Source organism: Pseudomonas fluvialis, from assembly GCF_014207935.1.
Taxonomy (GTDB): Bacteria; Pseudomonadota; Gammaproteobacteria; order Pseudomonadales; family Pseudomonadaceae; genus Aquipseudomonas; species Aquipseudomonas fluvialis_A.
The window spans coordinates 412,677-424,499 of record NZ_JACHLL010000001.1; the positions used below are offsets into that span (position 1 = coordinate 412,677).

Below are 11,823 nucleotides of genomic sequence, written 5' to 3' on the forward strand. Positions count from 1 at the left end.
CTTTTTATTGCTCTGGCGCATTGACCACTTATTCAGCTTTTTCCATGCTGCGGCCTTTCTTCTGCCTCAAGGAATGCGCGCATGAAACTGGAAACCCTGGCCATCCACGCCGGCTACAGCCCCGACCCGACTACCAAGGCGGTGGCGGTGCCGATCTACCAGACCACCTCCTACGCCTTCGACGACACCCAGCATGGCGCCGACCTGTTTGACCTGAAGGTGGCCGGCAACATCTACACGCGCATCATGAACCCCACCACCGACGTGCTGGAAAAGCGCGTGGCGGCGCTGGAAGGTGGCGTCGGCGCGCTGGCCGTGGCCTCGGGCATGGCGGCCATCACCTACGCCATCCAGACCATCGCCGAGGTCGGCGACAACATCGTCTCGGTGGCCAAGCTGTACGGCGGCACCTACAACCTGTTCGCCCACACCCTGCCGCGCCAGGGCATCGAAGTGCGCTTCGCCGCGCATGACGACATCGCCGCCCTCGAAGCACTGATCGACGACAAGACCAAGGCCGTGTTCTGCGAGTCCATCGGCAACCCGGCCGGCAACATCATCGACCTCAAGGCTTTGGCCGACGCCGCGCACCGCCATGGCGTGCCGCTGATCGTCGACAACACCGTGGCCACGCCGATTCTCTGCCGCCCCTTTGAGCATGGCGCCGACATCGTGGTGCACTCGCTGACCAAGTACATGGGCGGCCACGGCACCAGCATCGGCGGCATCGTGGTCGACTCCGGGCAGTTCCCCTGGGCGCAGCACAAGGCACGCTTCCCCCTGCTCAACACCCCGGACGTGTCCTACCACGGCGTCACCTACACCGAAGCCTTCGGCCCGGCGGCGTTCATCGGCCGCTGCCGCGTGGTGCCGCTGCGCAACATGGGCGCGGCGATCTCGCCGTTCAACGCTTTCCTCATCCTGCAGGGCCTGGAGACCCTGGCACTGCGCATGGAGCGCCACTGCGAGAATGCGCTGAAGGTCGCGCAGTTCCTGCAGAACCACCCGCAGGTGGCCTGGGTGAAATACGCCGGTCTGCCGGATCATCCCGAGCACGCCCTGGCGCAACGCTTCTGCAGCGGCCAGCCAGCAGGCATTCTCTCCTTCGGCATTGTCGGCGGTCAGGAAGCCGGCGCGCGTTTCATCGACGCCCTGAAACTGGTGGTACGTCTGGTCAACATCGGCGACGCCAAGTCGCTGGCCTGCCACCCGGCCTCGACCACCCACCGCCAGCTCAACGACGAGGAATTGGCCAAGGCCGGTGTGCCGCGCGACATGATCCGCCTGTCGATCGGCATCGAGCACAGCGACGACATCCTCGCCGACCTGAGCCAGGCGCTCGAAGCCTCCAAGGGCTGATCACCCTTGATATCGCCATAAGCGCCTCCAGATTGGAGTCATTCCCGACCGGAGGCGCTTATGAGCGACCCACTGCTGATCCCCTGCCCGGCCTGCCATGGCCTCAACCGCATTCCTGCCGACCGCTTGGCCGATAAGCCTAGATGCGGCCGCTGCAAGGCCGAAGTGCTGCCCGGCAAGCCCTTCGAACTCACCCAGGCCAGCTTCGACGCGCAGAACAGAGGCGACCTGCCGCTGCTGATCGATGTATGGGCCAGCTGGTGCGGTCCGTGCCGCAGCTTTGCGCCGATCTTCGAGCAGGCCGCCGGCCAGCTGCAGGGGCGCTGCCGCCTGGCCAAACTGGACAGCGAGGCCAATCCACAGCTGTCCGCCGAAATGGGCATCCGCTCGATCCCGACGCTGATACTGCTCAAGGGCGGCGTGGAAGTGGCGCGCCAGAGCGGCGCACTGCCGTTGCCGCAACTGCTCGGCTGGCTGCGCCAACAGGGGGTGTGAGCGTTTCAGTCAGCCTCGTGCGATCACCCGGGTCATTCCCAACGACATGACCCACCCTTAGGCTGGCCGGACAACGACAAGAACGGAGTCCCGCCATGCCCCTGCCCACCGAGCTGGTACGCCGCCTTACCGAAGAGCAGATCGCCTTCGTCAAACGCTCGGGCCTCAAGGCCGAGGTTCTGGAACCCGGCCATGTGCGCCTGTGCATGCCGCTGGCGGGCAATGAAAATCACATCGGCAGCATGTATGCCGGCGCCCTTTTCACCCTGGCGGAAATCCCCGGCGGCGCGCTGTTTCTCACCAGCTTCGATGCCGAGCACTACTACCCCATCGTCAAGAGCCTGAACCTGCGCTTCCTTCGCCCGGCCATTGGTGATATCCGGGTCGAGGCCCGCATGAGCAGCACAGACATCGAGCGCCTGCAGGCCCTGGCCAGCGAGCACGGCAAGGCCGACTACCCGCTGCACCTGCAACTGACCGCCGCCGATGGCAGCGTGGTGGCCGAGAGCGAGGCAATCTATCAGCTGCGTCGGCGCGCCTAGCCAGCCGGGGCAAAGCAGCTAACCTGTTGAGACAGCATGCCGTCGGCAGATTCCGCCGCGCTCACCCGGCACGCTGGAGGACATCAGGACATGTTCCGCTCGCGCAACCCCAGGCAGCCGTGGTGGGCGCTGCTTCTGCTACTCGCTACGCCCTCGCTGCTGGCGGCGGGGTTGACGCTGAACGCCGAACAGCAGGCCTGGCTGCGCCAGCACCCGCAGATCGTCTGGGCCGCAGAGCGCGACTATCAGCCATTCATCTACCTCGACGCGCAGCAGCAACCACGCGGCCTCTCCCATGACCTGCTGATGCTCCTGCAGCAACGCCTGAATCTGCCGCTGCAACGGGCTCCAGCCGCGCCGCTGGATCAGCTGCTGACCGACGTCCGCGCAGGCAAGATCGACCTGTTGACCTCACTGCGCCCTACCCCGGAACGGGCCGAGTACCTTGCCTTCACCGCCGCCTACGTGCAGGTCCCGACCGTCCTGCTGCTGCGCCGCGACCAGCGCAACAACCTGACCCTGAACGAGCTGCAAGGGCAGAAGGTTGCCGTCGGCCAGGGCTACGCCGTCGAAGGTTTCGTCCGCCAGCACTACCCGCAAGTGCTCTGGCAAGCCCTGCCCGGTGACCGCGAGGGCATCCAGGCGCTGCTCAATCGCCAGGTCGAAGCGGTGGTGCTCGACCTCGGCAGCGCCAGCTACCTGCTGCCGCAATTCAATCCCAGCGCCCTGCAGATCGGTACACGCATCGGCTTCGACTATCCCCTGAGCCTGGCCTACCGCAAGGACTGGCCAGAGCTGGGCAGTATCCTCGACACCGGCCTGCGCTCACTCAGCCTGCAGGAGCGCGAAGCGCTGCTGGCTCCATGGCTGCAGCCACTGGCCAAACCGCCACACGCTCCCGGCGGCCAACTGCTACAGGGGGCCGCGCTGCTCATGCTGTTGCTCGCAGTCATTCTGCTGGCCAGCTATGCCTGGCAGCGGCACAGGGCTGCCTCATGAACACGCCACGTACCGCCAGCGCACCGAGCCTGCACCTGGGCACCTGCCTGCTGCTGGCGCTCAGCTATCTCGGGCTGGCCCTGCTGTCGCTCTATCTCAGCCGCCAAGGGCCTGGCGTCGCCAGCATCTGGCTGGCCAATGCGCTGGCCAGTGCCGTGCTGTTCAGCCACCCCCGTCACCATTGGCTGGTGCTGCTGCCGTGCATGGCGCTGGGCAACCTTGCCGCCGAGCTGCTGTTCGGCGACCCGCTGGCGGTCAGCCTGTTCTTTACCGGCGTCAATCTGCTCGAAGTCAGCCTGGCGGCCTGCCTGCTGCAACGTGCCACGACTGCCACCCGGCAGTTGCAGGACAACCCGCGCGCCCTGCTGCGCACACTCGGCAACGGTGCCGTCTGGCCGGTACTGCTCAGCGCCAGCCTGGGCGCCTTTGGCCTCAGCCAACTGCAGCTGGGCCACTATGTCGACCTGTGGCTGATCTGGTTCGCCAGCTCCTGCACTGGCTCGGTGGCCCTACTGCCGCTGATGCTGATCTGGCGCCAGCAGGGCCTGGCGCGCCTGCTCGGCGATTTCCATCCGATGCTGACCCCGACGCTGCTGATGAGCTGCCTGAGCCTGAGCATTCTGGCTCTGCTGTACCTGCCCTTCCCCTTTGTCTACCTCGGCGCGCCGCTGCTGCTTGCCACCTTCTATCTGAGCTTTGCCAACGTCGCACTGTTCAACGCCTGCCTGGCCATACTGGTCAGCGGCATGCTCTCGCTGGGGCTGTTCATTCCGCCGCCACTGACCGCCAGCTGGCAGGCCATGCTGCTCTACCTGCCGATTCTCGCCGTGCTGATGCCGCCTCTACTGCTGTCCGCCAGCCTGCAGCAGGCCCGCCAGCGCGAACTGGATTTCCGCATCAGCGAGCAGCGCTTCCGGGGGGCACTGGCCTTCGCCGGTACCGGCGTGGCCCTGGCCAGCAGTGACGGTCTGATCACCGAAGCCAATCAGCGCCTCTGCCAGCTGTTCGGCTACCGCCGTGAAGATCTGCTGGGTACCCACCATCTTGACCTCAGCCACCCGGATGACCGCAACCTGTCACGCGAGCGTCTGGATGAGTTGCTAGCCGGCAAGTGCGACTTCTATGCCCTCGACAAGCGTTTCCTCAACAGCCACGGCCAGCCGTTTTGGGCCCATGTCACAGTGTCGCGCCTGCCCCGCCAGGACGATGCCGATGAGTTGATTGTGCAGGTCGACGACATCAGCGACAAAGTCGAAGCGCAGCACAAGCTCAACCAGTTGCGCATCGTTGCCGAGAAGGCCAATCGCACCAAGAGCGAGTTCCTCGCCAACATGAGCCACGAAATCCGCACGCCGATGAATGGCGTGCTGGGCATCGCCCAGTTGCTCGAACGCACCGAGCTCAACAGCACCCAGCGCAAATACCTGGACATGCTGCACGATGCCGGCAAATCGCTGCTGTCCGTGATCAACGACATTCTCGACTTCGCCAAGATCGAAGCCGGTCGCCTGCAGCTCAGCCCCTGCGAGTTCGAGCTGGACGAGCTGGTCAGCCACATGGCCTCCCTGATGACCCTGCAGGCCGGTGAGCGCGACCTTGAGCTGCTGATCCAAGTCGAGCCGCAAGTCCCCAGGCGCTTGCTCGCCGATCGCAATCGGCTGGAGCAGATCCTCGCCAACCTCACCGGTAATGCCATCAAGTTCACTCCCCACGGCGAGGTCGAGCTGAGCATTGGCGTGCGCCAGCAAGGCAGCCGCAGCCTGCTGCACTTTCGCGTCCGCGACACCGGCATCGGCATTGGCGCGCAGCAACAGGCCAGCCTGTTTGAAGCCCTGGAGTCCAGCGAGCCCATGCGCACGAGCCCCTCCGGCGGCAGCGGCCTGGGTCTTGCCATCAGCAAGCGCCTGGTACAACTGATGGGTGGCGAGATCGGCCTGCATAGCGCCACGAACCAGGGCAGCCAGTTCTGGTTCGATTTACCCCTCAAGCAGCCCCTGCAAACCAGCGTGACGACACTGCCGGAAATCGCCGCACTGGCTGGCCTGCGGGTGCTGCTGGTGGAGGACCATCCACGCAGCCGGCAGATCATCTGGCAGCAATTGTGCGCCTACCGTTGCAGTGTCGATTGCGCCGAGTCCTGCGCCGGCGCCGAGGCGCTGTTCGAGCAGGCACTGATCGCCGGACAGCCCTACCAACTGTTATTGATCGACTGGCAAATGCCTGGTGCGAGTGGCCTGCAGACACTGGAGCGCCTGCGCGAACATGCACCCAAGGCCATGCCGCCGTGCCTGCTGATGGTCAACGCTTTTGCCCGCGAACACCTGACCAGTACCGATACCGGGGCGTCAGTGGCTGGCCTGCTGCTCAAGCCGGTAACTCGCAGCAGCCTGCAGCGACACATGCTCGAAGCCCTGCAGCACCCGCAGTCACGGCAAGCCGACGAGCTGCTGCGGGAACAGCAACCGTTGCAGGGCTCCCACCTGCTACTGGTAGAGGACAACACGCTCAATCAGATCGTGGCCCAGGGAATCCTCGAACAAATGGGCGCCCGGGTCAGCACCGCCAGTGACGGCCAGCAGGCTCTGGCGTGCCTGCGCCAGGCGGATCCGCCGTTCGATCTGGTCCTGATGGACATCCAGATGCCGGGCATGGACGGCTTCACCGCCACCCGCCTGATTCGCGACGAACTTGGCCTGCAGCTGCCAGTGCTGGCTATGACGGCCGGGGTAAGCCCGCGCGAGCGTGAACAATGTCTGGCGGCCGGCATGAATGCCTTCATCGCCAAGCCGATCGACCAGCATCTGCTGCTAAAGAGCCTGCGCCCCTACCTGCCCCACCGTTCCTCACCGCCCGTCACTGCGGCGGCCGCCATTGCTCAGCCCTCAGCGGTCCTCAATGCCGACAACCTCCAGCGACTGTGTGCCGCCAGTCCCGACGTGCACCAGACTATGGCAGGGCTGATCGCCAGCGTCATCGATCGCGGCCTGCAACCGCTGGAAGAAATCCGCGAGGCCTGGCACAACGGGAAACACGACGAAGCCAGCCGCCTGCTGCACACCCAGCGCGGCAGCCTTGCCACGCTCGGCGCAGTCGGCGTGCCCGCCCTGTGCCTGCGCATCGAGGACAGTATCCGCCAGCAGCAACCAGATAGGGTTGAGCCACTGCTGGCCGAGCTGGATAGCGAATTCCACGCCATGCTCGATGCCCTGCAGCACTGGCTGCGCGACCATCCGCCCGGCAAGGCCTGAACCACGCTTGCCATGGATCAAGATCCGCGCGCCACAAGCTCGCATACTGCAATGACAACTTTGGAGGACGCACCATGTTCAGCCACATCCTGATTGCCCACGACCTCAGCCTGGAAAGCGACATTGCCCTGCAGCGTGCCGCGCAGCTGGCCAACCAGCATCACGCCCGGCTGACTCTGCTGCATGTGGTCGAGGGCCATCCGGATGCCAAAGCGCTGGCCGAACTGCAGGCCGCCGCTGAAAAGGTCCTCGGCGAACGCCTGGCGACCTATAGCCACTGCCGTGCGGATGTCGTGCTGCGCAGCGGTCAGGCCGCGCAGGTCACCCTGGAGGTCGCCAGCGATATCGGCGCGGACCTGCTGGTGGTCGGCGGCCACCACAAGGGCCGCCCGGAGCTATTCAGCGGTACCAATCTAGAGCGCCTGGCCCGTCATTGCGGCATGCCGCTGCTGCTCGCTCGCTGCGAGCAGGTGGCGCCCTACCAGCGCGCCATCGTAGCTCTCGATCAATCCCTGTGTGGCTGCCAGGCCCTGCGCAGTGCGGCCTGCCTGCTTCCCGCCGAGGCCGAGCTGCTGGGCATCAATATCTTCGATGGCAGCGGGCGCCGCGATGCTCGCCAGACCAGTGAGCAACTGGAGATTCAGCAGGGCCTGCTGCAGCACATGGTCGAGGATGAATGCGAACAGCTACCGGCGCGAAAATCCCCGGTGCGCGTCGAAGTCATCCCCGGTACTCTGGCCGGCAGCCTGGACGAGCGTATCCGCGAAGAACGCCCACAGTTGCTCGCCCTCGGCCAGCACAGCCGCAGCCGCCTGAGTGAAGCGCTGCTGGGCAGTCTGCCCATCCACTACCTGCGTCAGCCGCCCTGCGATGTGCTGCTGGTGAAATGAACAAGGCCCCGTCAGGGGCCTTGTTCATAAGGGGCATTGCTCGTGAAAGCGAATTACTCGCCGGATTCGAGCAACTGGTGCAGTTCAAGAAACTGCTGGCTCAGCTTGTGCCGCGGATCGAGGAAGATCAGCGGTTTGCAGGCTTGGTGCGACTCGCGCATCTTCACCGAACTCATCAGGTTGACCGGCAGCACCGGCAGGCCCTCGGCAATCAGTTCGTCGAGCAGCTGCTGTGGCAGCGCCGCGCGCGGCTGAAACTGGTTGACCACGATACCCTCGACCTCCAGGTCCTCGTTGTGGTCTTCCTTGAGCTCCTCGATTTCCTGCATCAGGCCATACAGCGCCTGGCGCGAGAAGCTGTCGCAGTCAAAGGGGATCAGCACGCGGTCGGCGGCGATGAGCGCGGAAACGGTGTAGAAGTTCAGCGCCGGCGGTGTATCCAGATAAATTCGGTCGTAATCCTCAGCCAGCTCTTCCAGCAGTTTGCGCAGCTTGTTGATCTTGTGCTTCTGCTCCAGCTTGGGCTGCAACTCGGCCAGCTCGGCGGTGGCGGTGACCACGTGCAGGTTGTCGAACGGCGTCTCGTAGATGTCGACCTTGCCTTTCTTGGCGAAAGGCCCGCTGGCCAGAGTCTGCTTGAAGAAATCGGCGATGCCGACCGGGATGTCATCGCCGGTCAGACCGGTCAGATAGTGGGTGGAGTTGGCCTGGGCATCCAGGTCGATGAGCAGGGTGCGATAGCCCTCGGCCGCGCTGACCGCTGCCAGGTTGCAGGCAATACTGGATTTGCCCACGCCGCCTTTCTGGTTGAACACCACTCGCCGCATGCCACACCTCCCTGACTAGTTAGGCCAACGATTCTAGGGCAAGCAGGAAGCCGAAAACAGCGCATTAGCGCCTGAAAGGGCACCCTCAAATCTCTAACGTCCAAACGGCCCACGCGAAATGACATCACTTTGATATCACGATAATCTGGTGCCGCCCAGTACGTCCGTGCAATACGACATTGGCCAAACGGCCAGGGGCTCTAACGCAAAGACACAAGGAGTAGATCTTGCGTAGTTACATCACCAAACTCAGCCTACCGCTCTCACTTTCGGCGCTGCTACTCAGCGGCTGCGCCAGTATTGTTGGCGACAGTACCTATCCGGTGGCTGTCAACAGCAGTCCCGCCGGCGCCTCTTTCGAGGTTCGTAATAACAGCGGCAAGGTTGTCCACACAGGAACCACACCACAGACAGTTACTCTGGACTCAGGCGATGGATACTTCAGTGGAGCCCAATACACCATTGCCTTCAGCAAAGAAGGCCATGCACCTCAGGAAGTGACCGTGGACTCCAGCCTAAGCGGCTGGTATTGGGGCAATATCCTGTTCGGCGGCCTGATTGGGATGCTTATCGTCGACCCAATTACCGGCGCTATGTACAAGCTGCCAGAAGGCACCAGTGTCGATTTGGGAGAACAGGTGGTTAAAAACGAGCACGGAGAGAACCTCACCCTGCTGACCATCGACCAGCTTCCGGCGCATCAGCGAGAAAACCTGATCCGAGTTAACTGAAAGCAAGAAGCCCGTCAAAAGACGGGCTTCTTGCTTAACGATGATACTGCGCGGACAACTCGTGCACCGCCTCGAAGAAGGCGGCGGCATTGGCCGGGTCGACTTCCGGGGTGATGCCGTGCCCGAGGTTGAACACATGGCCCTCGCCCGGACCATACGCGGCGAGGATACGCCCCACTTCGGCGCGGATGGCCGCCGGAGTCGCGTACAGCACGCTCGGGTCCATGTTGCCCTGCAGGGCGACCTTGCTACCGACGCGGGCGCGGGCGCTGCCGATGTCGCAGGTCCAGTCCAGACCCAGCGCTTCGGCGCCGCTGTCAGCCATGGACTCCAGCCACAGGCCGCCGCCCTTGGTGAACAGGATCACCGGCACGCGACGTCCGTCGTGTTCGCGGATCAGGCCGTCGACGATCTTCTGCATGTAGGCCAGGGAGAATTCCTGGTAGGCCGCCGCCGACAGGCTGCCGCCCCAGGAATCGAAAATCTGCACCGCCTGGGCGCCGGCCCGGATCTGGCCGTTGAGGTAGCTGGTGACCGACTGCGCCAGCTTGTCCAGCAGCGCATGCATGGCCTGCGGGTTGTTGTAGAGCATGGCCTTGGACTTGCGGAAGTCCTTGGATGAGCCGCCCTCGACCATGTAGGTCGCCAGCGTCCACGGGCTGCCGGAGAAGCCGATCAACGGCACGCGGCCATTCAGCTCGCGACGGATGGCGCGCACGGCATCCATCACATAGCCCAGGTCTTTCTCCGGATCAGGAATCGGCAGCGCCTCGATATCGGCCAGGCTACTGATCACCTTCTTGAAACGTGGACCCTCGCCGGTCTCGAAGTACAGGCCCTGACCCATGGCGTCCGGCACAGTGAGGATGTCGGAGAAGAGAATCGCCGCGTCGATCTGGGAATAACGATCCAGCGGCTGGATCGTAACCTCGCAGGCCAGCTCCGGGTTCTTCATAAGGCTGACGAAATCACCGGCCTTGGCCCGGGTAGCCCGGTACTCCGGCAGGTAGCGGCCGGCCTGACGCATCATCCACACCGGGGTGACATCGACAGGCTGCTTGAGCAGGGCGCGGAGGAAGCGGTCATTCTTCAGGGCGGACATCGGCGGTTTCCTGATTCAACAAAGAGGGGCGTAGTGGCACGACCGGAGTATGCAGCCCTGCGGACTCCAGCGCCCCCTACCGGGGACGGGCACCTGCGCGTAATGCCGGGCATTTTCGCAGAGCGCAAAACAAAAGGCACGGCGATTGCCGTGCCTTTTGTCCATCGCGTTGATGCAGATCAGGCTCAGACGCCCAGGTAATCGAGGATACCTTCGGCGGCATTGCGGCCTTCGAAGATCGCCGTAACGACCAGGTCGGAGCCACGCACCATGTCACCACCGGCGAAAATCTTCGGGTTGCTGGTCTGGTGCTTGAACTTGCCCTGCTCCGGGGCCACGACGCGGCCCTGGCTGTCGGTCTGGATCTGGAACTGCTCGAACCACGGCGCCGGACTTGGGCGGAAACCGAAGGCGATCAGCACGGCGTCGGCCGGGATGATTTCCTCGGAGCCCGGAATCGGCTCAGGGCTGCGACGGCCACGGGCATCCGGCTCGCCGAGACGGGTCTCGACCACCTTGATGCCTTCCACCTTGCCTTCGCCGACGATGGCGATGGGCTGGCGGTTGAAGAGGAACTTCACGCCCTCTTCCTTGGCATTCTTCACCTCACGGCGCGAACCCGGCATGTTCTCTTCGTCACGACGGTAGGCGCAGGTCACGCTCTTGGCGCCCTGGCGGATGGAGGTGCGGTTGCAGTCCATCGCGGTGTCACCACCACCCAGCACGACCACCTTCTTGCCCGCCATGTCGATGAAGTCGGCGGGCGACTTCTCGAAACCGAGGTTGCGGTTGACGTTGGCAATCAGGAAGTCCAGCGCATCGGTCACGCCCGGTAGGTCTTCGCCCGGGAAGCCACCTTTCATGTAGGTGTAGGTGCCCATGCCCATGAACACGGCATCAAACTCGGCGAGCAGGTCATCCATGCTGATGTCCTTGCCGATCTCGGTGTTCAGGCGGAACTCCACGCCCATGCCGGTGAAGACTTCACGACGGCGGCTGAGCACGGTCTTTTCCAGCTTGAACTCGGGGATGCCGAAGGTCAGCAGACCACCGATTTCCGGGTTCTTGTCGAACACCACCGGGGTCACGCCGTTGCGCACCAGAATGTCGGCACAGCCCAGACCGGCCGGGCCGGCACCGATCACGGCAACACGCTTGCCGGTCGGCTTGACCTTGGACATGTCCGGACGCCAGCCCATGGCAAAGGCGGTATCGGTGATGTACTTCTCCACCGAGCCAATGGTCACCGCGCCGAAACCGTCGTTGAGGGTGCAGGCACCCTCGCACAGACGATCCTGCGGGCACACCCGGCCGCACACTTCCGGCAGGGTGTTGGTCTGGTGGCTAAGCTCGGCGGCCGCCAAGATGTTGCCTTCCGAAACCAGCTTCAGCCAGTTCGGAATGAAGTTGTGCACCGGGCACTTCCACTCGCAGTACGGGTTACCGCAGCCGAGGCAACGGTGAGCCTGTTCGGAAGCCTGGGCCGGCTTGAACAGGTCATAGATCTCGACGAATTCCTTCTTGCGCTGACGCAAGAGTTTCTTCTTCGGATCCTTGCGCCCGACTTCGATGAACTGGAAGTCATTGTTCAGACGTTCAGTCATTTCAAAACCTCATCAAACCACTTCGG

General features: G+C 63.8%; 10 protein-coding genes. 7 read left to right on the plus strand and 3 right to left on the minus strand.

The window, feature by feature from the left end:
- Nucleotides 1–81 precede the first annotated feature (81 nt).
- The 6 genes from HNP49_RS01885 (at nucleotide 82) to HNP49_RS01910 (ending at nucleotide 7,533) form a co-directional block, all read left to right on the plus strand.
- On the plus strand, nucleotides 82–1,359 hold the full coding sequence (locus HNP49_RS01885) for a bifunctional O-acetylhomoserine aminocarboxypropyltransferase/cysteine synthase (protein WP_184680132.1): 1,278 nt from the start codon (nucleotides 82–84) through the stop codon (nucleotides 1,357–1,359).
- A gap of 60 nt (nucleotides 1,360–1,419) precedes the next feature.
- Nucleotides 1,420–1,854, plus strand: a complete 435-nt coding sequence (gene trxC / locus HNP49_RS01890; RefSeq protein WP_184680134.1) for a thioredoxin TrxC — start codon at nucleotides 1,420–1,422, stop codon at nucleotides 1,852–1,854.
- A gap of 95 nt (nucleotides 1,855–1,949) precedes the next feature.
- The gene (locus HNP49_RS01895; protein ID WP_184680136.1) at nucleotides 1,950–2,396 is read left to right on the plus strand and encodes a YiiD C-terminal domain-containing protein; all 447 of its coding nucleotides are present in this window, start codon (nucleotides 1,950–1,952) and stop codon (nucleotides 2,394–2,396) included.
- Nucleotides 2,397–2,486: 90 nt separating this feature from the next.
- Nucleotides 2,487–3,395: a transporter substrate-binding domain-containing protein gene (locus HNP49_RS01900; RefSeq protein ID WP_184680138.1), complete on the plus strand. Its 909-nt coding sequence runs from the start codon at nucleotides 2,487–2,489 to the stop codon at nucleotides 3,393–3,395.
- Nucleotides 3,392–6,643 carry a response regulator gene (locus HNP49_RS01905; RefSeq protein WP_184680140.1) on the plus strand — a complete coding sequence of 1,084 codons (3,252 nt, stop codon included), beginning with the start codon at nucleotides 3,392–3,394 and terminating at the stop codon, nucleotides 6,641–6,643. The genes HNP49_RS01900 and HNP49_RS01905 overlap by 4 nt, the downstream gene beginning before the upstream one ends.
- A 74-nt stretch (nucleotides 6,644–6,717) precedes the next feature.
- Nucleotides 6,718–7,533 carry a universal stress protein gene (locus tag HNP49_RS01910; RefSeq protein ID WP_184680142.1) on the plus strand — a complete coding sequence of 272 codons (816 nt, stop codon included), beginning with the start codon at nucleotides 6,718–6,720 and terminating at the stop codon, nucleotides 7,531–7,533.
- Nucleotides 7,534–7,586: 53 nt separating this feature from the next.
- On the opposite strand, the gene HNP49_RS01915 is transcribed toward HNP49_RS01910, so the two are convergent.
- Nucleotides 7,587–8,360 (minus strand): ParA family protein, encoded by a 774-nt coding sequence (locus HNP49_RS01915; protein ID WP_184680144.1) that lies wholly within the window; start codon nucleotides 8,358–8,360, stop codon nucleotides 7,587–7,589.
- Nucleotides 8,361–8,587: 227 nt separating this feature from the next.
- Between HNP49_RS01915 and HNP49_RS01920 the strand changes: the two genes are divergently transcribed.
- A complete protein-coding gene (locus HNP49_RS01920) occupies nucleotides 8,588–9,091 on the plus strand; it encodes a hypothetical protein (RefSeq protein WP_221445031.1) in 504 nt (167 codons plus the stop codon).
- Between the two features lie 34 nt (nucleotides 9,092–9,125).
- Here HNP49_RS01920 and hemE read toward each other — a convergent pair whose 3' ends face one another.
- The gene (gene hemE, locus HNP49_RS01925; RefSeq protein WP_184680146.1) at nucleotides 9,126–10,193 is read right to left on the minus strand and encodes a uroporphyrinogen decarboxylase; all 1,068 of its coding nucleotides are present in this window, start codon (nucleotides 10,191–10,193) and stop codon (nucleotides 9,126–9,128) included.
- Between the two features lie 185 nt (nucleotides 10,194–10,378).
- A complete protein-coding gene (locus tag HNP49_RS01930; RefSeq protein ID WP_095941104.1) occupies nucleotides 10,379–11,797 on the minus strand; it encodes an FAD-dependent oxidoreductase in 1,419 nt (472 codons plus the stop codon).
- Between the last annotated feature and the right edge of the window lie 26 nt (nucleotides 11,798–11,823).